This is a genomic window from Pseudomonas sp. RL_105y_Pfl2_101, assembly GCF_963970585.1.
Classification (GTDB): Bacteria; Pseudomonadota; Gammaproteobacteria; order Pseudomonadales; family Pseudomonadaceae; genus Aquipseudomonas.
In genome coordinates this window covers 196715-218808 of the sequence record NZ_CAXAPG010000002.1, presented here as the reverse complement: position 1 = coordinate 218808, position 22094 = coordinate 196715, and the positions used below count along the sequence as shown (strand labels likewise).

General features: G+C 60.7%; 19 protein-coding genes and 2 tRNA genes. 5 read left to right on the top strand and 16 right to left on the bottom strand.

The window, feature by feature from the left end; genetic code table 11:
- Window positions 1–38 precede the first annotated feature (38 nt).
- The 3 genes from AACY31_RS03685 to rimO form a co-directional block, all read right to left on the bottom strand.
- Window positions 39–749: an rRNA pseudouridine synthase gene (locus tag AACY31_RS03685; RefSeq protein ID WP_339476143.1), complete on the bottom strand. Its 711-nt coding sequence runs from the start codon at window positions 747–749 to the stop codon at window positions 39–41.
- Between the two features lie 83 nt (window positions 750–832).
- The gene (locus AACY31_RS03680) at window positions 833–1306 is read right to left on the bottom strand and encodes a GNAT family N-acetyltransferase (protein WP_339476141.1); all 474 of its coding nucleotides are present in this window, start codon (window positions 1304–1306) and stop codon (window positions 833–835) included.
- Window positions 1307–1508: 202 nt separating this feature from the next.
- Window positions 1509–2849, bottom strand: coding sequence for a 30S ribosomal protein S12 methylthiotransferase RimO (gene rimO / locus AACY31_RS03675; protein WP_339476138.1), 1341 nt, complete (start codon window positions 2847–2849; stop codon window positions 1509–1511).
- Window positions 2850–3187: 338 nt separating this feature from the next.
- On the opposite strand from rimO, the gene AACY31_RS03670 reads away from it, so the two are divergent.
- Entirely contained in the window at window positions 3188–5029 is a 1842-nt protein-coding gene (locus AACY31_RS03670; protein ID WP_445261520.1) for a potassium transporter Kup, read from the top strand.
- A 49-nt stretch (window positions 5030–5078) separates the two neighbouring features.
- Here AACY31_RS03670 and AACY31_RS03665 read toward each other — a convergent pair whose 3' ends face one another.
- The 4 genes from AACY31_RS03665 to AACY31_RS03650 form a co-directional block, all read right to left on the bottom strand.
- Complete coding sequence (locus AACY31_RS03665; protein WP_339476132.1) at window positions 5079–6383, bottom strand: virulence factor family protein; 1305 nt, start codon at window positions 6381–6383, stop codon at window positions 5079–5081.
- Window positions 6383–9025, bottom strand: a complete 2643-nt coding sequence (gene mprF, locus AACY31_RS03660) for a bifunctional lysylphosphatidylglycerol flippase/synthetase MprF (RefSeq protein WP_339476130.1) — start codon at window positions 9023–9025, stop codon at window positions 6383–6385. Before mprF ends, AACY31_RS03665 begins: the two co-directional genes overlap by 1 nt.
- A 152-nt stretch (window positions 9026–9177) precedes the next feature.
- Window positions 9178–9254 (bottom strand) — tRNA-Met (locus tag AACY31_RS03655).
- 233 nt (window positions 9255–9487) lie between these two features.
- A tRNA-Met gene (locus tag AACY31_RS03650) sits at window positions 9488–9564 on the bottom strand.
- A 286-nt stretch (window positions 9565–9850) separates the two neighbouring features.
- Here AACY31_RS03650 and dinB point away from each other — a divergent pair.
- Complete coding sequence (gene dinB, locus AACY31_RS03645) at window positions 9851–10912, top strand: DNA polymerase IV (RefSeq protein ID WP_339503857.1); 1062 nt, start codon at window positions 9851–9853, stop codon at window positions 10910–10912.
- A 208-nt stretch (window positions 10913–11120) separates the two neighbouring features.
- Here the strand turns inward: dinB and AACY31_RS03640 are convergent, their stop codons facing one another.
- From AACY31_RS03640 to AACY31_RS03625, 4 genes are all read right to left on the bottom strand, one after another.
- Entirely contained in the window at window positions 11121–12074 is a 954-nt protein-coding gene (locus AACY31_RS03640) for a hypothetical protein (protein WP_339476126.1), read from the bottom strand.
- A gap of 17 nt (window positions 12075–12091) precedes the next feature.
- Window positions 12092–13807, bottom strand: coding sequence for a proline--tRNA ligase (locus tag AACY31_RS03635; protein ID WP_339476123.1), 1716 nt, complete (start codon window positions 13805–13807; stop codon window positions 12092–12094).
- 129 nt (window positions 13808–13936) lie between these two features.
- Window positions 13937–15496, bottom strand: coding sequence for an AmpG family muropeptide MFS transporter (locus tag AACY31_RS03630; RefSeq protein ID WP_339476121.1), 1560 nt, complete (start codon window positions 15494–15496; stop codon window positions 13937–13939).
- Window positions 15497–15540: 44 nt separating this feature from the next.
- On the bottom strand, window positions 15541–15894 hold the full coding sequence (locus AACY31_RS03625) for an MGMT family protein (protein ID WP_339476119.1): 354 nt from the start codon (window positions 15892–15894) through the stop codon (window positions 15541–15543).
- A 164-nt stretch (window positions 15895–16058) separates the two neighbouring features.
- On the opposite strand from AACY31_RS03625, the gene AACY31_RS03620 reads away from it, so the two are divergent.
- Window positions 16059–17066, top strand: coding sequence for a DUF481 domain-containing protein (locus AACY31_RS03620; RefSeq protein WP_339476116.1), 1008 nt, complete (start codon window positions 16059–16061; stop codon window positions 17064–17066).
- A 130-nt stretch (window positions 17067–17196) separates the two neighbouring features.
- Here the strand turns inward: AACY31_RS03620 and AACY31_RS03615 are convergent, their stop codons facing one another.
- Window positions 17197–17406, bottom strand: a complete 210-nt coding sequence (locus tag AACY31_RS03615; RefSeq protein WP_002554837.1) for a cold-shock protein — start codon at window positions 17404–17406, stop codon at window positions 17197–17199.
- A gap of 354 nt (window positions 17407–17760) precedes the next feature.
- On the opposite strand from AACY31_RS03615, the gene dcd reads away from it, so the two are divergent.
- Complete coding sequence (gene dcd, locus AACY31_RS03610; protein WP_003184751.1) at window positions 17761–18327, top strand: dCTP deaminase; 567 nt, start codon at window positions 17761–17763, stop codon at window positions 18325–18327.
- A 102-nt stretch (window positions 18328–18429) separates the two neighbouring features.
- Window positions 18430–18636: a hypothetical protein gene (locus AACY31_RS03605; RefSeq protein ID WP_003184748.1), complete on the top strand. Its 207-nt coding sequence runs from the start codon at window positions 18430–18432 to the stop codon at window positions 18634–18636.
- 63 nt (window positions 18637–18699) lie between these two features.
- Here AACY31_RS03605 and AACY31_RS03600 read toward each other — a convergent pair whose 3' ends face one another.
- Genes AACY31_RS03600 through AACY31_RS03585 form a run of 4 tightly spaced genes read right to left on the bottom strand, consistent with a single transcriptional unit; the run spans window position 18700 to window position 22059 of the window.
- Window positions 18700–19464: an ABC transporter ATP-binding protein gene (locus AACY31_RS03600; protein ID WP_339476112.1), complete on the bottom strand. Its 765-nt coding sequence runs from the start codon at window positions 19462–19464 to the stop codon at window positions 18700–18702.
- Between the two features lie 13 nt (window positions 19465–19477).
- Complete coding sequence (locus AACY31_RS03595; protein ID WP_339476109.1) at window positions 19478–20596, bottom strand: succinylglutamate desuccinylase/aspartoacylase family protein; 1119 nt, start codon at window positions 20594–20596, stop codon at window positions 19478–19480.
- Between the two features lie 27 nt (window positions 20597–20623).
- Complete coding sequence (locus tag AACY31_RS03590) at window positions 20624–21334, bottom strand: ABC transporter permease (RefSeq protein ID WP_339476106.1); 711 nt, start codon at window positions 21332–21334, stop codon at window positions 20624–20626.
- Window positions 21331–22059: an ABC transporter permease gene (locus AACY31_RS03585; protein ID WP_339476103.1), complete on the bottom strand. Its 729-nt coding sequence runs from the start codon at window positions 22057–22059 to the stop codon at window positions 21331–21333. The genes AACY31_RS03590 and AACY31_RS03585 overlap by 4 nt, the downstream gene beginning before the upstream one ends.
- Window positions 22060–22094: the final 35 nt, after the last annotated feature.

Sequence of the window (22094 nt, the reverse complement as noted above, 5' to 3'; positions counted from 1 at the left end):
CGGCAGTGGGCGCCCCGGTTCGGTGTGGCGCCGGAAAATTAGAATTTCTCTTTGGCAGACAGGTAGCGCCACTGGCCCAGCGGCACCTTGCCGATGGACACGCCGCCGATGCGAATGCGGCGAATGGCGACGACCTTGAGCCCGACCGCCTGGCAAAACAGAGCGATCACGCCGGGCTGCGGGTTTTTCATGGCGAAGCGCAGGCGGTTCTCGTTCTGCCAGCTGGCCTTGACCGCCGGCAGCTCCTTGCCCTTGTAGGTCAAGCCATGGTTCAGGCGATTGAGGCCATGGGCGACCATCTCGCCTTCGACTTCCACCACGTATTCCTGCTCGATCTTGGCGGCGTCGGCGGTGAGCTTGCGCAAGATCTTCCAGTCCTGGGTGAACACCAGCAGCCCGCTGGCGTTGGCCTGCAGGTCGGCGCTGGCGGTCAGGCGCAGGAAATGGCCCTTGAGCGGGCGTTTGCCGAAGCGATGTTCTTCGCTCAGGGTCTGCGGTCCAAGGGAGGCCATCGCGGTGTCTGAATCCATGCCAGCAGGCGCATTCAGCAGGAGAGTCACCGGTTCCGGCGCGGTGGCCTTGGCCTCGGGGTCGAGTTCGACTTTCTGGGTGGTGACCTTGAACTGCGGCTCATCGATTACTTCGCCATCCACGCTGACCCAGCCGCCCTCGATGAACAGCTCAGCCTCCCGACGGGAACAGCCGACGAGTTCGATGAGGCGTTTGGAGAGACGAATCGGGTCAGTCATGACGGGGGCCGTAACAAAAAGAGGGTGGGCATTGTACCTGCCTGGCGCCGGTTAATCGCGGGTCCATTTGCCTCATGCCGTTTTTAGCCGCGTCCAGCCTTCAGGCCGGGCTGCTTGTAGCGCATGTGCAGCAGCGGGTAGGGTTGGTTCATGCCATCTTTCGCCGAGCGCCCGACCACTTCGAAGCCTTGCTTGAGGTAAAAGCCCAGGGCTTGCGGGTTCTGCTCGTTGACGTCCAGTTGATCGGCGTTCAGGTGTTCCATGGCGTAGCGCAGCAGTTGCTTGCCCAGGCCCTGGCCACGGTGCTGCGGGTCGATGAAGAGCATCTCGATCTTGCCGGCCGCAACGCCGGCGAAACCGGTGATCCGCTGGCGCGCGTCCCGGGTGCAAATGAGCATCACCGCATCCAGGTAGCGGGTGAGCACCAGGTTTTTCAGCAGCTCGATGTAGCTGTCCGGCAGGAAGTCGTGGGTGGCTCGTACCGACGCCTCCCACACCTGGGTCAGTTCCTGGTAATCGCTGGGTTTCGGTGTGTGGATGACCGAATGCTGACGCATGCCCGCCTGTTCCTTGTGCTGGATATCTCCATACGATAGCTGCAAAAAAGCCCCGCATCTTGTAGCAAGAGCGGGGCTTTCAATTTTTTACCGAGTTTCGCAAGAGCCTGTGGGAGCAACGCGTGCTCGCGATGGCGGAGTATCAGTCAACATTTGCAGTGGCTGACACTGCGCTATCGCGAGCAAGCTTTGCTCTCACAGGTCAACCGACCTGCTCAGCCCACAAATCGTACTCATCGGCGTCGGTCACCTTGCACCAGACTTTGTCACCCGGCTTGAGGTTGTTGCCATTGTCGATGAAGACGTTGCCGTCGATTTCCGGGGCGTCGAAGAAGCAGCGGCCCACGGCGCCTTGCTCGTCCACTTCATCCACCAGCACTTCGATTTCACGGCCGATGCGCATTTGCAAGCGCGCCGAGCTGATGGCCTGCTGGTGCGCCATGAAGCGCTCCCAACGGTCCTGCTTGACGTCGTCCGGCACCACGTCCAGGTCCAAGTCGTTGGCCGGTGCGCCTTCGACGGGCGAATACTGGAAGCAGCCGACGCGGTCGAGCTGGGCTTCGGTCAGCCAATCCAGCAGGTACTGGAAGTCTTCTTCGGTTTCACCGGGGAAGCCGACGATGAAGGTCGAGCGGATGATCAGGTCCGGGCAGATTTCACGCCAGTTCTTGATGCGGGCCAGGGTCTTGTCTTCAAACGCCGGGCGCTTCATGGCCTTGAGGACTTTCGGGCTGGCGTGCTGGAACGGGATGTCCAGGTACGGCAGGATCTTGCCGGCGGCCATCAGCGGGATCAGTTCGTCGACATGCGGATATGGGTAAACGTAATGCAGACGGACCCACACGCCGAGGGTGCTGAGGGCCTCGCACAGCTCGGTCATGCGGGTTTTCACCGGGGCGCCATTCCAGAAGCCGGTGCGGTATTTCACGTCGACGCCGTAGGCGCTGGTGTCCTGGGAGATGACCAGCAGCTCCTTGACGCCAGCCTTGACCAGGCGCTGGGCCTCGTCGAGCACATCGCCTACTGGGCGGCTCACCAGCTTGCCGCGCATCGAGGGGATGATGCAGAAGCTGCAACTGTGGTTGCAGCCTTCGGAAATCTTCAGGTAGGCGTAGTGGCGCGGGGTCAGCTTGATGCCTTGTGGCGGCACCAGGTCGATCAGCGGGTTGTGGTCCTGGCGTGGCGGCACCACCTCGTGCACGGCGTTGACCACCTGCTCGTACTGCTGCGGACCCGTCACGGACAACACGCTCGGGTGCACGTTGCGGATATTGCCTTCTTCCACGCCCATGCAGCCGGTGACGATGACCTTGCCGTTTTCCTTGATGGCTTCGCCGATCACTTCCAGGGACTCGGCCTTGGCCGAGTCGATGAAGCCGCAGGTGTTGACCACGACCACGTCGGCGTCCTGATAGGTGGACACAACGTCATAGCCTTCCATGCGCAGCTGGGTCAGGATGCGCTCGGAGTCGACCAGAGCCTTCGGGCAACCCAGGGATACGAAGCCAACCTTTGGATTGGCAGGCGCGGTAGTGGTGGACATGTCTAACCTCGGTGTAAGGGGGGATCGTCTCTTGCCGAGACAGGGCGCCTGGCGCGCCTCTGATCAAAAAGTGCGCAATTCTATCTGCGGCCGGGCTGCTTGACCAGCTTTATACCGGGAAATACGACGAGTGCTGCGCTATGCTTCGCGGCTTTGCGCGGTATTGTTTTTTACAGTCAACAAAACATCTGTAACTAAATGTAAAAAACAGCGCATGCTGCTTCATAAAGCATAGGGCTTCATTAGAAGCAGACAGGTCTGGGAATCAGGAGTGTTGGATGGGTCATGCAAGTAGTCAGGCGGCGGGTGCCGAGCATTCGGTAGCGAAACCGCTGAGCATGCTGGTCGCTGCGGTCGGAGTGGTTTATGGCGACATTGGCACGAGCCCGTTGTACACCCTCAAAGAAGTGTTTTCCGGCGGTTATGGCGTGCCCGTCAACCACGATGGGGTGCTGGGCATCCTGTCGCTGATTTTCTGGTCGTTGATTTGGGTCGTGTCGATCAAGTACATGATGTTCGTCCTGCGCGCCGACAACCAGGGTGAGGGTGGAATCATGGCGCTCACCGCCCTGGCGCGGCGGGCAGCAGCAGGACGGGCGAGGCTGCGCAAATTGCTGGTGATCTGCGGCTTGATCGGTGCGGCGTTGTTCTACGGCGACAGCATGATCACGCCAGCGATTTCCGTGCTCTCGGCGATCGAAGGCGTTGGTCTGGCGTTCGAGGGCATCGACCATTGGGTCGTGCCCCTGTCGTTGGTCGTGCTGGTGGGGCTCTTTGTCATCCAGCGCCATGGCACGGCACGGATCGGCATCCTGTTCGGCCCGATCATGGTCATCTGGTTTCTGGTGCTCGGCGCCCTCGGTGTCTACGGCATCAGCCAACACCCGGAAGTGCTGCAGGCGTTGAACCCAGCCTGGGCTGTGCGTTTCTTCATCGTCCATTCGGGCATCGGCGTGGCGATTCTTGGTGCCGTGGTGCTGGCGCTGACCGGTGCCGAAGCGTTGTACGCCGACATGGGGCATTTCGGTCGTAAACCCATTGCACGGGCCTGGTTCCTGCTGGTACTGCCGGCGTTGCTGCTCAATTATTTCGGTCAGGGCGCGTTGTTGTTGGGTGACCCGGAAGCGGCGCGTAACCCGTTCTATCTGTTGGCACCGAGCTGGGCGCTGATCCCGTTGGTGGGCCTGTCGACCTTGGCGACGGTGATCGCTTCGCAAGCGGTGATTTCCGGCGCATTCTCCCTGACGCGCCAGGCGATCCAGCTCGGTTACATCCCGCGCATGTATATCCAGCACACCTCCAGCGCCGAGCAGGGCCAGATCTACATCGGTGCGGTGAACTGGTCGCTGATGGTCGGCGTGGTGCTGCTGGTGCTGGGTTTCGAATCTTCCGGCGCGCTGGCTTCGGCCTACGGCGTGGCAGTGACCGGCACCATGCTGATGACCACGATCCTGGTCTCGGCGGTCATGCTGCTGTTGTGGAAATGGCCGCCGCTGCTGGCTGTGCCGGTATTGATCGGTTTCCTGCTGGTCGATGGCCTGTACTTTGCCGCTAACGTGCCGAAAATCGTTCAGGGCGGTGCGTTCCCGGTCATCGCCGGTATCGCCTTGTTCGTGCTGATGACCACCTGGAAGCGCGGTAAGCAATTGCTGGTAGAACGCCTGGACGAAGGTGCTTTGCCGCTGCCGATCTTCATCAGCAGTATTCGCGTGCAGCCGCCCCATCGCGTACAGGGCACCGCCGTGTTCCTGACTGCACGTTCGGACGCCGTACCCCATGCGCTGTTGCACAACCTGTTGCACAACCAGGTGCTACATGAACAAGTGGTGCTGCTGACGGTGGTGTACGAAGACATCCCCCGGGTACCGCCGCAGCGGCGCTTCGACGTCGATGCCTATGGCGAAGGGTTCTTCCGGGTGATCCTGCACTTCGGCTTCACCGACGAGCCGGACGTCCCGCAGGCACTCAAGCTCTGTCATCTCGATGACCTGGACTTCAGCCCGATGCGCACCACCTACTTCCTCAGCCGCGAAACCGTCATTGCCTCCAAGCTCGAGGGCATGGCCCGCTGGCGCGAGGCGTTGTTCGCCTTCATGTTGAAGAACGCCAACGGCAATCTGCGCTTCTTCAATCTGCCGTTGAACCGGGTGATTGAACTTGGGACGCAGGTGGAGATGTAGCAACCGGAAACAAACGGCCCTTGTTGCCTTGCGGTAGCCGGGGCTTTTCTCAGTTCTGCGTCAGATCACTGTTCGGCTGCTTGCTCTGCCGCTTGTTGATCTCGTCGATCAAACGCTTGGCCAGGGCCGGGTAATTCTCGTCGAAGTGGTGGCCGCCAGGCAGCTTGATGGCCTCGCCCACGGCTGTCTTGTCGGTGCAGCCACTTTCGTCGGCTTCTTCAACACCGTAGATGCACACCACTTTCTCGGCTGGCAGCTTGGCCATTTCCGGGCCGGTGGCGGCTTCGGTACCGGCGTTGCCGAGCCAGCCTTCGACTTCGATCTCGAAGCTGCCGGTGCGGGCGAAAGCCAGCAGGATGATCGCATCGACCCGCTGTTGTTCGGTGGTCGGCAGGCGATTGTAGATGGCCGGCAACACGTCGGCGCCGAAGGAGTAACCGGTCAGGATAAAGCGCTTGGTGCCCCAGATCTGACGGTAGTGCTGCATCAGTTCGCTCAGATCCGCCGCGCTTTGCTCCGGGCTCTTGTGCTGCCAGTAGTAGCGCAGGGTGTCGATGCCGACCACTGGGTAGCCAATCTTGGCCATTTCATCGGCCACGTCGCGGTCCAGGTCGCGCCAGCCGCCATCTCCGGAGAGAAACAGGGTCACGGTATCCCGCGCCTGGCTGGCTGGGACTTCCACCACCGCAATGCTCAGCCCGTCCTTGGCCTTGTCAGTGCCTACCAGGATCTTGCGCAGTTCGTTGTTCAGCACTTGCGGCAGGTTGATGTCGTAGTCACTGATGCTGGTCTCGGCATTCGATTGATCGCGTACGAAGCCGGCGCTGGTGTCGTCGGGGTTGTCATTCCAGGCCACCAGCCAGTGACCGTGGGCTGCGCTTTTAGGCAGCAGGTGGGTGCAGCCGGGTTTTTCCAGGGCCAGGTCCACCGAAACGGCCTTGGCCTTGTCGTCCTTTTGCTCGGCCAGCCAGCGCCAGGCCAGCACAGCGCCAGGGCCGATGCCGCTGACCAGTGTGGCTGGCCCTTGGAGCTGCCGCAGACCAATCTGCAGGGCGCGGCCCTGCAACATGCAGTCCTTGGGCAGAATGACCTGGACGATCTGTGCCGCGCCGCTGCGGCTTAGGGTCGTCAACAGCGTGTCGCTGAGCTTCTGGTCTTCATTGACCGCCACCAGCACCTGGGCGCGCGGCTGGGTGCCGGGAATAACCCGGGTCATCGCTACGCCATCGGCGGGCGCCAGCTGTTCCAGGGTCGGTTGCGGGGCTGGGCGGTTCCAGTACCAGTAACCGCCACCGAGAATTACCGCCAGCACCAGTAGGGCGGTCACTAGGTATCGCCAGGAGCGTTGCATCATTAGCGTTTCACCAATCCAGTCAGGCCGCCTGCAATCAGGGCGGCGGTATCAGCCAGTGCCACCAGCGGATCGAGTCCGGCGGGCACGGCCATGTAGCGAGGCTCCCAGTCAGGCTGGAATTTGTCTTTGAAGCGGCGCAGCCCTTGGAAGTTATAGAGCTGCTCACCACGGCGGAACACCATCGAACCCAGGCGTTGGGTCAGCGGTGCGCCGCGACGCGGTTGCAGGCCCGACAGCGGGACCATGCCGAGGCTGAAGCGGGCGTAGCCATGGTTTTTATAATGCTGGATGAGGCCGACCATCATGAACTCCATGGTCAGTTTCGGGGCCTCGGGGTGGGCACGCATCAGGTCGAGGCTGGCCAGATCATGGGCGTGGGTTTCCAGCAGATTGGCGAATGCGACCGGACGGCCTTCGAAACGAATCACCGCGATACGAAAATGCTTGAGGTAATCATCGCTGAAACGGCCCAGGGAGAAGCCTTTCTCGCGCACGTTCTTGCCGGTCAGCCAGGCATCGGAAATGACCTTGAGCTCCTCTATCGGCGCCTGGTCCGGTTCGTGGATCTCCAGCGACAGGCCGTCACGGGTGCCGCGGTTCCAGGTGTAGCGCAAGTCCTTCATCTCCTTGCCCTTGGCTTCGAGATCGAAGTGCTTGAGGTCGACCCGGGCTTCCTCGCCCAGCTTGATGGCTGTCAGGCCGATGTCCATGTAGTACGGCAGGTTCTCGGCACGTACCTGATAGAACACGGGGCGGGCATGGTGGGTGTCACACAGGTCGCGGAACTGCCAGATCATTTCAGCCCGTTGCAGGGGCGGCCCGATCGGGTCGTATAGCGCCACCAGGCTGCGGCCGCGGCGGGCGTACATAAGGAACGCCTCGTCGTTGGGGTGAAACAGCAATGCCTTGTCACCGGTCAAGGCCAGGCCGCCGTCGGGCTGCGACGAGGTCATGAGGATCGGCTTGGCGCGTTCCAGTTCTTGCGCCGTCGGCAACTGGATCATCGGCCGTGCGGTGCGCAGCAGCCAGGTCAGGGACACCACCACCAGCAGCACTGCGGCGCCCAGCAGGGAGCGCAGGCTGCGAGGAGCGTCGGCATCGAGAGTGAACTGCCACCACAGTTGATGGCTGTAGGGCACGTCCTGATAGGCAAACAGCAGCAGCCAGGTCGATGCACCGAGCACGCAGAGGCTGGCGATCAGGAATAACGGGGAAAAGGGCAGCTCAGTCAGGCGGCTCGGACGATAAAAGGAGCGTCGGAATATCGCCAGCAGGGCGGCGGTCAGGGTCAGCAGCGTGGCTTCTTCCCAGTCAAAACCCTTGAGCAGCGAGAGCAGGGCGCCCACCAGGAGCAGAACCGTGGTCAGCATCCAGGCGGCCGACAGGCGACGGCGCAAGCCTTGGGCGAGCAACAGGCACAACACGCCCACCAGGCTGGCGCCGAAGTGCGAAGCGTCGACCAGCCGATGAGGGATCAGGAAGCCGATGTGCTCCAGGCGGGTGTCGATTTCCGGTGTTACCCCGGAAAACAGCAGCACCACACCTGAGAGAAACACCAGCACCGTCAGGATCGGCGCGGCGAAACCCGATGCCGCCCGCAGGGTCTGACGCGTCTGGAACAGCCGTTGCGCCTCATTGATTAGCAGCAGCAGGCAGGCCGCCAGCATCGGCAGCAGCACGTAGATCAAGCGATACAGCAACAGCGCGGCGGCCAGTGGCGCGGCCCCGAGTTTGTCGGCGAACGCGGCCAGCAGGATCGCTTCGAACACCCCGACGCCGCCCGGTACATGGCTGAGCACCCCAGCGGCCAGCGCCAGCAGGTACACCAGCAGGAAAGCGCCGAACGGCGGCGCCTCGGGCAGCAACAGATACAACACGGTGGCCGCGGCGGCGACATCCAACGCGGTGATCACCAGTTGCAGGAAGGTCAGACGGCGCCCCGGCAGGCGCAGTGTACGGCGCCCGACTTTAACCAGAAGGCTGTCACGATGTGGCTGTTCCGGCAGGCGTCGGCGGTAAATGCCGATGGCCAACACGCTGGTGAGCAGCAGCACCGCCACGGAAATTGCCCCCAGCAAAGTCGCAGGCAGGTGCAGTGCGGCGGACGCGGCGGGCAGGTTGCTGAGTGTCGCCAGGGCTGCCAATGGCGGCAGTGCGCAGCCAAGGGATAGGCTGGCGAACAGCGTCATGTGGCCCACATCCGAGGCCCCCAGGCCATGACGCGCATACAGACGGTAGCGAACCGAGCCGCCCGACAGCAGTGACAGGCCAATGGCATTGCCGATGGCAAATGCGGTGAACCCACCCAGGACCAGGGTTTGTGGCGGCAACGTCACCCCGGCATAACGACTGGCGGACCATTCGTAGCCCAAAAGAATGATGAAGCCGGCTACCGTGGCGGCGATCGCGCCGAGGAGGGCTGGCTGGGGCACTTGCAGAATCGAGTCGTGCAGGGCGTACAGATCGAGCTCGCTCAGCAGGTGGCGGCAGGCAATCAATGCAATTGCAAATAGCAGCAGTGTGACGGCGAGGCCTATGGGCTGGCGATATTGGCTGATCCGATCCAGCCAGCTCAGTCGCTCGGCCTTGATGGGGTGTGTCGCAGTAACGGAGTCTTGCGGGTCAGACGAGTGGGCGCGCATCAATCACCTCTTGAGCTATGCGCGACAGGATGGGGGTATGCAGCTAAGTTACCAATCCCTGCAGTAAAAAATAATTACAAAATATTTTTAATAAAGTCTTTTTTCACCAAGCACAAAAAAGGCCACTCTTTCGAGTAGCCTTTTTTGATGTTTGGTTGCGGGAGCCGGATTTGAACCGACGACCTTCGGGTTATGAGCCCGACGAGCTACCAGACTGCTCCATCCCGCGTCTGTGTGGCGGCATTCTACAGGCGAACGCCCAAGTGTCAACCGTTAAAAGGCGATGGGTTCAAATAAACCGTCGATCCGCCCTGTACCTTCCTAAATGCTCGGAATTTAAAGGAAATTGTCCTACAACTCGTTGCTTGTAGGGGAGGCGTAGGCGGCGACTCTCTGATCAGCCAGTCAAAAAACGAACAGGCACAAAAAAGGCCACTCTTTCGAGTAGCCTTTTTTGATGTTTGGTTGCGGGAGCCGGATTTGAACCGACGACCTTCGGGTTATGAGCCCGACGAGCTACCAGACTGCTCCATCCCGCGTCTGTGTGGCTGCATTCTACAGAGTATCGCGCCGCTGTCAACCCTGATGCGATAAAAACCTGTTCCGCTTCAAGTGCTTAGCCTTGAGAGAATGCATTGTGGCAACGCTGTGACGCAGGCCTGGCAAGGGCTCTAGCTCTATTGAAGGGTTCGTTGCGATTGAAAAAGTACATTTGTGTAGGCGCTTTCGGGTCTCAACGAAGGATCTTTCAAACTACTGGTGCTATATACAGGTGCCGGTGCGATACTGGTGGCCCGATTCGTCGCACACTCTGCTTCTTTTATTATGACGCAACGTAAGATCATTCATGTCGACTGTGACTGTTTCTATGCCGCCATCGAGATGCGCGATGACCCGCGGCTGGGCGGCAAGCCCTTGGCGGTGGGAGGCTCGGCGGATCGACGAGGTGTGATTGCCACCTGTAACTACGAAGCGCGGACCTACGGGGTGCGCTCGGCCATGTCCTCCGGCCACGCCTTGAAGCTTTGTCCGGACCTCACCATCGTCAAGCCACGAATGGAGGCCTATCGGGAAGCGTCGAAGGAAATTCATACGATTTTCAGCGATTACACTGACCTGATCGAGCCACTGTCGCTGGACGAAGCCTACCTTGACGTCTCCACCTGCGCCCATTTCGGTGGCAGCGCCACCCGCATCGCCCAAGACATTCGTCGGCGGGTTTCCAACCAGTTGCACATCACCGTGTCGGCCGGCGTCGCACCGAACAAGTTCCTGGCCAAGATCGCCAGTGACTGGAAAAAACCCAACGGGTTGTTCGTCATCACACCCGACCAGGTCGAAGACTTTGTCTCGGCCCTGCCGGTCAGCAAGCTCCACGGTGTTGGAAAGGTCACCGCCGATAAGTTGAACCGGTTCGGCATTGTCGATTGCCTGCAGTTGCGTCAATGGGACAAGTTGGCCCTGGTGCGCGAATTTGGCAGTTTCGGTGAGCGGCTCTGGAGCTTGGCCCGGGGGATCGATGAGCGGCTGGTGCACAACGACAGCCGACGGCAGTCCATCAGTGTGGAAAACACCTACGATGTCGACCTGCCCGACCTGGTGAGTTGTCTCGACAAGCTGCCGGAGCTGATGGAAACCCTTAAAGGGCGCATGGCGCGGATCGACAGCAGTTATCGACCGGGCAAGCCGTTCGTCAAAGTGAAGTTCCACGACTTCACCCAGACCACGCTGGAGCAGGCCGGGGCAGGGCGGGACTTGGGCAGCTACCAGTTGCTGCTGACCCAGGCGTTCAACCGGGGTGGTAAGCCGGTGCGGTTATTGGGGATCGGGGTGCGGCTGGAGGATTTGCGCGGTGGGTTTGAGCAGTTGGAGTTGTTTGAGCGGTAGGGCTGTCGGTTGGCTGAATGCCTTGCCTTGCCTTGCTCTTGTGGCGAGGGGGTTTGCTCCCGCTGGGCCTGTAGGAGCTGTCGAGCGAAGCGAGGCTGCGATCTCTCCCCTAACGCTTGCATCTCAAGCGAAAGATCAAAAGATCGCAGCCTTCGGCAGCTCCTACAGCCCAGCGGGAGCAAGAGAGGTTGACCAATCCAAGCTGGGCTCAGTTAACGCTAGGATCCGCCACCAACCGCCCGCCATCCTTGGTCAGTGCTTTCATGAATTCGGCTTGCAGCTCCGGATCATTGCGCGTCAGTTCGATCAGGCTCTGTTCCAGTTCGCTGGCCTCTTCTTCAAGTCCCAGCTCCGACAGGCGCTTGACTCGATGCACCCACTGGCTCACCTCGTCATCTTCCAGGTCGTCGTAGATCAACGCGTGGGCTTCCACCAGCCTGCTGCGCAAGGTGCTGCTGATGCTCAGGGATGAGTCGGTGTGCACTTCGTCCTGGGCATCGGTCACGCTGATCTGCAATTTGCCGAACTGGCTCAGGTCCTGTTCGGCGAACGGGCTTTCCAGCAGGTTCAAGCGCAGCACGCCGTTACGGTCAGTGCTCAGCTCGAAGGTCTGCCGGGCGGCCTTGACCTCCACCGGGCGTTCGCTCCAGGGCAGGCTCGAGTGTTCCGTGCGCTTGTCGCGCTGGACTTCGTCGATACCCGCCAGGTTCTGCTGGGCACGGCCATGGGAAGGGACGTTCATGAATGGGTTGAGCCCGGCGAAACCGTAGCTGATCCAGTCACGGGTCACGGTGTCCGGCAGGTTGCCGAGGGCGAGCACATTGACCACGTTCGCGCCGACACCGGCCACCACGGCCACCGCGCCCAAGGGAATCTCGTAAATCTCCCGCCAGGGTTGGTACGGCGTGTAGCGATCATAATGGCGAGTGACCTCGAACTCAGTGACTTCGAAGGTCTTCTGCTCATGGATACGCACCCGACGCTGCGGCAGGTCGAGCACCTTGGGTTCGCCCACGTCGATCTGCAGGCTGTGGTCGAGCAATTTGCGCTCGACCCGCTCTTCGTGCTCGCTGCGTTGTGACATTTGGTTGGCACAGCCGCTGACCAGCAGGGCGCCGCACAGGGCGGCGCCACCGAGGCCTAAGGTGTTTCGCTTGAACATGACGTCTCTATCTGGTGTCAGCGGCGGATACGGGCCTGAAGGAACGACAGCACATCGGCGACTGGCAGCGCTTGCGGCTCGGCCTCGGTGCGGCTCTTGTATTCCAGGTTGCCTTCGGCCAGGCCGCGGTCACTGACGACGATCCGATGCGGGATGCCGATCAGTTCCATGTCCGCGAACTTGATGCCGGGGCTGGTTTTCTTGTCGCGGTCGTCCAGCAGCACTTCGAAGCCGGCGGCCGTCAGTTCGGCGTAGAGCTTGTCGGTGGCTTCACGCACCAGGTCGGTTTCATAGCGCAGCGGCACCAGAGCAATCTGGAAAGGCGCCAGCGTGTCGCTCCAGATGATGCCTTTCTCGTCGTTGTTCTGCTCAATGGCGGCAGCCACCACGCGGGAAACGCCGATGCCGTAGCAACCCATTTCCAGGGTGACCGGCTTGCCGTTCTCGCCCAGCACTTCGCACTTCATTGCCTTGCTGTACTTGTTGCCCAGCTGGAAAATGTGCCCGACTTCGATGCCCCGCTTGATTTCCAGGGTGCCCTTGCCGTCCGGGCTCGGGTCGCCGGCCACGACGTTGCGCAGGTCCGCGACGGTTGGAACCGGCAGGTCGCGTTCCCAGTTCACGCCGAAATAGTGCTTGTCGTCGAGGTTGGCGCCGATGGCGAAATCACTCATCAACTCCACCGAGCGGTCGATGATGATCGGCAGTGGCAGGTTCAACGGGCCGAGGGAGCCGGCACCGGCGCCGATGGCGTCGCGCAGATCGGCTTCGGTGGCCATGACCAGCGGGCTGGCGACGCCTGGTTGGTTGGCGGCCTTGATTTCATTGAGCTCGTGGTCGCCACGGACGATCAGGGCAATCAGCTTGCCGGCTTCTTCCGCTCGCACGATCAGGGTCTTGATGGTGCGTTCGATTGGCAGGTTGTAGCCTTCCACCAACTGGGCAATGGTCTTGGCGTTTGGCGTGTCCACCAGGCGCAGGGCTTCAGTCGGTGCGGCGCGGGAGGTTTCCCGTGGCACGGCTTCGGCTTTCTCGATGTTGGCGGCGTAGTCGGAGCCATTGCTGAAGGCGATGTCGTCTTCGCCGGACTCAGCCAGTACGTGGAATTCGTGGGAGCCGGCACCGCCGATGGAGCCGTTGTCGGCTTCAACCGGGCGGAACTTCAGGCCCAGGCGGGTGAACACGTTGCAATACGCCTGGTGCATGCGGTCGTAGGTGACTTGCAGCGAAGCCAGGTCGGTATGGAACGAGTAGGCGTCCTTCATGATGAATTCACGACCGCGCATCAGGCCGAAGCGTGGACGGATCTCATCACGGAATTTGGTCTGGATCTGATACAGGTTGATTGGCAGCTGCTTGTAGCTGCTCAACTCGTTGCGCATCAGGTCGGTGATCACTTCTTCGTGGGTCGGGCCTGCACAGAAGTCGCGACCGTGACGGTCTTTGATGCGCAGCAGCTCAGGGCCGTATTCTTCCCAGCGCCCCGATTCCTGCCACAGCTCGGCCGGTTGGGTGCTTGGCATCAACACTTCCAGGGAGCCGGCGGCGTTCATTTCTTCGCGAACGATGGCTTCCACCTTGCGCATGACCCGCAGGCCCATCGGCAGCCAGGTGTACAGGCCCGAGGCGAGTTTGCGGATCATGCCGGCACGCAGCATCAACTGATGGCTGATCACGACGGCATCGGAAGGCGTTTCTTTCTGTGTGGCAAGCAAATATTGACTGGTGCGCATGGTTGGCCGTTGTCGGTTGCTGATGACGAGAAGTGACGGAGCATTGTACGGGCGAGATGCCCTGGCGTACAGGCGCGTGGCCGGTCGCCAGGTACGAGCGCCGGTTTCCCCGGCGTTTGCTGAAGTTTCCTACGATTCTTCCGCGGGCCGGGTGGGCGCCGGCTCCTCGGTGGGTGTCGAGTCCTGGCGACGGTTCTCCTGGAACCAGTGCAAGGCGATCAGCAGCAGGGTCGGCACGCCCAGCAGGGCGGTGATCAGAAAGAAGTTGTGATAGCCGAATTTCTCCACCATCACCCCTGAATAACCACCGATCAAGCGCGGCAGCAGCAGCATGATCGAGCTGAGCAAGGCGTATTGGGTGGCGGAGAACTTCAGGTTGGTCAGGCTCGACAGGTAGGCGACGAACGCCGAAGTGGCCAGGCCGGAGCTGAAGTTGTCCAGGGAGATGGTGACAATCAACATCTGCAGGTTGGCGCCCATGTCGGTGAGCATCAGGAAGAGGATGTTGGTCGCGGCCGAGGCTATGCCTCCGATGAACAGGATGGGCAGGATGCCGAAGCGCACGATCAGCAGGCCGCCCATGCCGGCACCGACGAGGGTCATGATCAATCCGAAAATCTTGCTGACGCTGGCGATCTGGTCCTTGGTGAACCCCTGGTCGATGTAGAACACGTTGGCCATGACGCCCATGACGGTGTCAGACATCCGATAGGTTGCGATCAGCCCGAGCAGCAGCAGCGCTTGCCAGCGATAGCGCAGGATGAAATCGTTGACTGGTGTCAGTACGGGCGCCAATCCGCGGCGACCTACCGCCGACAGGCACAGGGCGGTCAGGATGATATAGAGAATGGCCCGCAGGAAGGCGCGGTCTTCGAGCAGCAGGTCGAGCAGGCTCACGTCCTCGAACAGCACGCTGGCAAAGTCGGTGTTGAAGAGCTGAGTGAACATCGCCGGCACGGAGACCAGCAACACGATCAGCACGAATACCGACGCCAACTGGTGAACGAACGTATAGCGTCCGGCCTGCAACTGGGTGCGCAGCGGCACCGGCGGCTCGCGCATGAACAGTGAGGTGAGCAGGGCCGGGACCATCAGCACGCCGAACAACAGGTAAGTGCCGGCCCAGGCCGAGTGTTTGTAACTGAAACCGGTGGAGCCAAAGCCTTCGGCGAAGAACAGTGCGCCGGCGGTGGCCAGCAGGGCGGCGATGCGGTAACCGGACATGTAGCTGGCGGCGAGGGCGGCCTGGCGCGTGTCGTCGGCGATCTCCAGGCGGTAGGCGTCGACGGCGATGTCCTGCGTCGCGGAGGCAAAGGCCACGATCACGGCGATGGCGATCAACCATGACAGGTGTTTTTGTGGATCGCAGAAACCCATGCCGATCAGGCCGAGGATCACCAAGGTCTGGGAGAGCACCAGCCATGAGCGACGGCGCCCCAATTTGCCCAGCAGCGGCAGGCGCCATTGGTCGAGCAGTGGCGACCAGACCCATTTAAAGGCATAGGCCAGGCCAATCAGGCTCGCGTAGCCAATGGTTTCGCGGGCCACACCGGCTTCGCGCAACCAGACTGAAAGCGTGGAAAACACCAGCATGTATGGCAAGCCGGCGGCGAAACCAAGCAGCAACAGCACGAGCGTCGAGGGACTGGCATAGGCGGCGAGGGCGGCGCGCCAGGTTTTACGGGGCATGGGCTGGAGTCTGCCTCAAAAATTGCGAAAACAAAGCGCGCACTCTAACCGCTGTGCTCTACCGGGCGCCAGCCATGGCGCTGAATATCAACACGATTGTTCAGGACACTGATCCCTTCCAGGCGCAGGCGTGCGCGCTGTTCATCCCCTGAGGCGCTGCCTGCTGGCAGGCTGATCCGACCACCGGCAGCCAATACTCGGTGCCAGGGCAGCTTGGTGTCGTTCGGCAACTGGCTGAGGGTTCGCCCGACCCAGCGCGCCGCACGGCCCAGGCCGGCCATTTCGGCGAGTTGGCCATAGGTGACCACCTTGCCCGCGGGCACCTGTGCCAGGGTCAGGTAAAGGGTGGTGCGGCGGATTTTGGCGGCGTTCTCGGTATCCAGGGGGGCGTCAGTCACGTTCAGGCGTCCAGAAAAAGGGTGTATGGCCGTTTGTAGGTAAAGTCCTGTAAAGCTGGTTGAGGAATGAACTCATTACAAATACGTTGGTCAGTCCTTGCTGAGGTGTCGTCCCGGGGGATAATGCCGCCTTTTCACCGCAAACTTGAGCTCTTTATACGCTTATGTTGTCTAGAACCCTGCTATGCCTGGCAGTTGCCAGTGCCTCCATGCCCTTGCTTGCCGACACAGTCTGGTTGAAGAATGGGGACAAACTCAGTGGCAAGATTACCGTTTTTGATGGCGGCAAGTTGCTGATTCAGACCGATTACGCCGGCTCGATTCCCATCGACTGGAAACAGGTCAAGACCCTGGAGAGTGACCAGCAGCTCCTGGTCAAGCAGGATGCGTATACCGGTGAGAAAGCCAAGGCGCTGCAGGCGGCCGAGGATGGCAAGGTCACCTTGGCCAATGGTGATGGGCCCAAGACCGTTGAGCTGGCCAGTATCCAGCAGATCCTCAAGCCCAAGCCGGTGGTCGAGGACCTGGTGTGGAAGGGCAATATCGATGCCGCGCTGGATTACCAGCGGGCGGAAAACGATATCGACGATTACGACATCGACGTCAAGACTTCGGCTCGTCACGGCAGATGGCGGCACACCGCCGAGGGTGAATACAACCGTAAGTTCCAGGACGATGTGGTTTCTGCCGATAACTGGCGCCTGGAATATTCCCTCGACCGGTTCCTGACGGATAAATGGTTCTGGCAAGGCCGCCTGAACTACAAGCGTGACAAAGTCGAAGACCTGGCGCGTCAGCGTGTGGTGGGTACCGGTCCGGGGTATCAGTTCTGGGATGACGAGCTGGGGGCGTTCTCGCTGGGTTCGCTGTTGAACCGCACCGACTATGAATACCGCGACGGTGGTAAGGACAACTTCTATTCCGTCGCCATGAAGTGGGACTACAACCGCTACTTGATTGGCAAGCGCGTCGAGTTCTTTACCAACGGCGAAGTGGGCAAGCCACTGTCCGGCGTGGCGGAGTACGCCTATGACGCCGAGATGGGGCTGCGCTACAAGGTCACCGATTGGGCGTCGCTCAATCTCAAGGCGGAGAAGGATGTCATCGAGGGTACCGAAGACAGCGACTTGAGCAAAACGCGCTACACGGCCGGGTTTGGCGTGACCTGGTAATCCCGGGCTAACAACAAACCAATGTGGGAGCGGGCTTGCTCGCTCCCACATTGGTTTGTGCCGGCAAAACAGACAGGCACAAAAAAGCCCCGCTTTTGAGGGCGGGGCCTTTTACTAAAGCAAGGACAAGTTAGATAACTTGAACTTCTTCAGCTTGCATGCCTTTCTGACCGCGGGTAGCGATGAAAGAAACCTGTTGGCCTTCTTTCAGGCTTTTGAAGCCGTCGGATTGGATAGCTTTGAAGTGAACGAACAGGTCGTCACCGGATTGTGGGGTGATGAAGCCGAAGCCTTTTTCATCGTTGAACCACTTAACGGTACCGGTTTGGCGATTAGACATGGTGTAACTCCTTGAACAAAGATAACTGCGACTCAGGAAGAACCCTGGCCGAGACTGAGTGCAAAGAGCAGGAAAAATTCTTGTAGATGGTTGGATCGAAATTCAACATATCGTGTAGAGATTCTCAGTGACACAAGCAACACAGTGGCGCCACCTTAACCCTTTTTCCAGAATGTGCCAATGGTCTTTGCGAAGGTTTCTCTTATTTGGTGACTGACGGCGCGGGCGATGGCCGGCAGGACCCGGAAATCAAGGTGGATCGGCGAGATTTGCGCGCCGTGCTTTGAACCCTGCCCCGCGCCCCGGTAAGATGCCGGACGTATTTTTTCCACCTCGCTATTTCAGGAAACCGCCATGAGCATCAAATCGGACAAGTGGATTCGCCGCATGGCGCAAGAGCACGGCATGATCGAGCCCTTCGTCGAACGCCAGATGCGTGGCGAAGGCGCCGACCGGCTGATCTCTTTCGGTGTCTCCAGCTACGGCTACGACGTGCGCTGCGCCGACGAATTCAAGGTGTTCACCAATATCAATTCGGCCACCGTCGACCCGAAGAACTTCGATGAGAAGAGCTTCGTCGACGTCAAGAGCGACGTTTGCATCATCCCGCCGAACTCCTTCGCCCTGGCCCGCACCGTCGAGTACTTCCGCATTCCGCGCAACGTACTGACCATCTGCCTGGGCAAGAGCACCTACGCCCGTTGCGGTATCATCGTCAACGTCACGCCGCTGGAACCCGAGTGGGAAGGCCACGTGACACTGGAGTTTTCCAACACCACGACCCTGCCGGCGAAAATCTACGCCAACGAGGGTGTGGCGCAGATGCTGTTCCTGGAATCCGATGAAGAGTGCGAAGTGTCCTACAAGGATCGTGGCGGTAAATACCAGGGCCAGCGCGGTGTGACGCTGCCGCGTACCTGAATCTGACGAGCTGTTGGAATTCCTGGGCGGGCAGACACTCTATTGCGTGTACTGCCCGTTTTTGTGCGTCAGCGCAGCGGGCCTTCGCTCAGGAGTTGCTCTATGAAGATCGATCCGCGAATCAGCGCTGAACTGGCAAGGCTTGAGCCCAATCAGATTGGCGTCATGGCCTGGTCATTGCTGGCCCATCCTGTCGAAGCGGCGGGTGGCATCCCCGGCCAGCCCGATCCCGATACCCCAAACGAACAACCGACAGAGCCCGGCGAACCCACCCTGCCGGACGAGCCACCTCCTGCGCCTGTTGCCTGATCGAACTATGACCTGTCAGCTGTGGGAGCAAGGCTTGCTCCCACACAAGGGCCGCCAAAAAGTTTATTTCAGGTTGCCACTGAGAAACTGCTGGAGCCGTTCACTCGTGGGATTGTCCAGCACGTCTTCCGGCCTGCCTTCTTCTTCCACCAGGCCCTGGTGCAGGAACAGTACCTGGTTCGAGACTTTGCGGGCGAAGCTCATTTCGTGGGTCACCATGATCATGGTCCGCCCTTCCTCTGCCAGCCCCTGAATCACCTTCAACACTTCGCCCACCAGCTCCGGGTCCAGGGCCGAGGTGGGTTCGTCGAACAGCATCACCTCCGGCTCCATCGCCAAGGCACGGGCAATGGCCACGCGCTGTTGCTGGCCGCCGGAGAGGAACGCCGGGTATTGCTCGGCGACCCGTGCCGGGAGGCCGACCTTGTCGAGATAGCGATGGGCGCGGTCGTCGGCTTCCTGCTTGCTGACCCCCAGTACCCGGCGCGGCGCCATGGTGATGTTTTCCAGCACGGTCATGTGGCTCCACAGGTTGAAGTGCTGGAACACCATGGCCAGACGCGTGCGGATGCGTTGCAGTTCGTCGGCGTCAGCCACGTGCATGCCGTGGCGGTCCTTGATCATCTGGATCGGCTGGCCGTCCAGGCTCATGGCGCCGTCGTTGGGTTGTTCCAAGAAATTGATGCAGCGCAAAAAGGTACTTTTGCCTGAGCCGCTGGCGCCGATGAGGCTGATGACGTCGCCGGTCTTGGCCTTGAGCGAAACGCCCTTGAGCACTTCATGTTCGCCATAGCTTTTATACAGGCCTTCGATGGTCAGTTTGTACATGGAACATGCATCCTCAAGGCGAAAGTAGGTAGCCGCTGCGATAGGCTTCGGTGCCGGCGACATGGGCGATCACCATACCGGCCGTGGCCATGCGGCGCAGCGAACGGGCGTACAGCAGCCCGGCGTTACGGCAATGAACGGGGGTGACGGTGTCGTTGATCGGGTCGATGACTTGCGCGATCAGTTGCCCCGCCTCCAGGTATTCGCCGGGCAGGGCGTTGTAGACCAGCAACCCACCCACGGGCGTCGTCACTGGCTCGACAGCGGCCAGTGGCGTGGCCGGGTAGGGCAGTTCGGGCATGGGCATCGGTTCGCCGTCGATGGCGCCGAAGCGGATCAGGTAGTTGATCAAGGCCTGGCAGTCTTGGCTCGCCAGCCCGTGGTTGACGTCACCCTGGCCACGCAATTCCATGGTGACCGAAAAGCTGCCCAGGGGAATCTCGAAGCGTTCGCCGAAGCGTTCCTTGAGTTGCCACCAGAGCAGGGTGAAGCATTCATCGAACGATTGGCCGCCCGAATCGGTCGCCAGCAGGCTGGCTTCGGCACCGATGTAGCGGGCCAGCGGCTCGACCTGCGGCCAGGCTTCGGGCGTGGTGTAGAGGTGGGCCACGGCTTCGAAGTCGCAATGCAGGTCCAGCACCATGTCGGCGTCGCAGGCCAGCCGTTGCAAGGCCAGGCGCAGGGATTGCAATTGTGTGCCTGGGGTCTGCCGGGCGAGGGCATCGCGCAGGCTGGTACGAATCAGCATCAGGTTGTGCTGTGGATCGTCGGTGAGCAGGTCCTGGATTTCGTTGCCGATCTCTTCGCTGAGGTCGACGAAACGGCGGTTGAAGTTCTGCCCGCTCTCGGTTTCGTAGCGACCCAAGGGCACGTCCATCAGTACTTGTTCGAGGCCGATGGGATTGGCGACGGGCACCAGCACGATCTCGTGCCGCAGGTGGCCCGACGCTTCGAGTTCGGTCAGGCGCTGCTTGAGGTGCCAGGCGACCAGCATGCCGGGTAGTTCATCGGCGTGCAGGGACGACTGGATATAGATTTTACCGACGGCGTTTTCCGGGCCGAAGTGGAAGCTGTGAATCTTGCGTGCGGTCCCCGGTACTGGGGACCGCAGGTCATGAATCTGGTGGCGCATGTGCGTGAGTGTCCTGGAACAAAAGCCTTAGTGGGTCGGCCCGAGAAAGGCCAGCCAGCGGCGTTCGGCGAGGCGAAAGAGGCCCACCAGTGCAAAGGTGACTGTCAGGTAGATCAATGCGGCGATCCCGAACGACTGGAACGTCATGAACGTCGCCGAGTTGGCGTCCCGGGCAACCTTCAGTACGTCTGGAACGGTCGCGGTGAACGCCACGGTCGTCGAGTGCAGCATCAAGATGACTTCGTTGCTGTAATACGGCAGCGAACGTCGCAACGCTGACGGCATGATCACGTAGGTGTACAGCTTCCAACCGGTCAGGCCGTAGGCCTTGGCCGCTTCGACTTCGCCATGGTTCATGCTGCGAATCGCCCCGGCAAAGATTTCCGTGGTGTAGGCGCAGGTGTTCAAGGCGAAGGCCAGGATCGTGCAGTTCATCGCATCGCGAAAGAAACTGTCGAGGATGGGTTGGGCGCGTACCGCCTCGAGGCTGTAGATGCCGGTGTAGCAGATCAGCAGTTGGATATAGAGCGGTGTGCCACGGAACAGGTAGGTGTAGAACTGCACCGGCCAGCGGACGTAGACCTTGGGCGACACCCGGGCGATGGACAGCGGGATCGACACCAGGAAACCGATCAGCAGCGAGGCGCTGAGCAGCCACAGGGTCATGGCCAGGCCCGTGACGTTGACGCCATCGCTGTAAAGGAACGGTCGCCAGTATTCTTGCAGAAGTTCGATCATCGCACCGCCTCCCGGGCGCCGGCGGCGTAGCGGCGCTCAAGCCATCGCAGGATGAAGTTGGACGCGCTGGTGATCAGCAGATAGATCAGTGCCGCCAGTACCAGGAAGTAAAACAGCTGGTAGGTGCTCTTGCCCGCATCCTGGGCGGCCTTGACCAGGTCGGCCAGGCCGATGATCGACACCAGTGCGGTGGCCTTGAGCATCACCATCCAGTTGTTGCCGATACCTGGCAGGGCAAAACGCATCATTTGTGGGAACACCACGAGGCGAAAGCGCTGACCACGCTTGAGGCCATACGCGGTGGCGGCTTCGACCTGGCCTCGGGGGACCGCGAGGATCGCGCCGCGAAAGGTTTCGGTGAAGTACGCGCCATAGATGAAGCCCAGGGTGATCACCCCGGCGCCGAATGGGTTGATCTCGATGTATTCCCATTCCATGAAGTCGGTAAACGAGGTCAGCCAGGTTTGCAGGCTGTAGAAGATCAGCAGCATCAGCACCAGGTCCGGCACGCCGCGGATCAGCGTGGTGTAGAGCTGGGCAGGGATTCGCAGCAGTTTGACGCTGGACAGCTTGGCACTGGCGCCTAGCAGGCCGAGCAAGACGCTCAACAACAAAGACAGGGCCGACAGCTTGATGGTCATCCAGGTGCCTTGCATCAGCAGTGGGCCAAAGCCCTGCAGGCTGAAGGCGGAGAGCCCCAGATTTTGTAGGAATTGTTCGAACATGAAAGAGGCCTTTGGCAGGAGAAAAGCGCCCATCC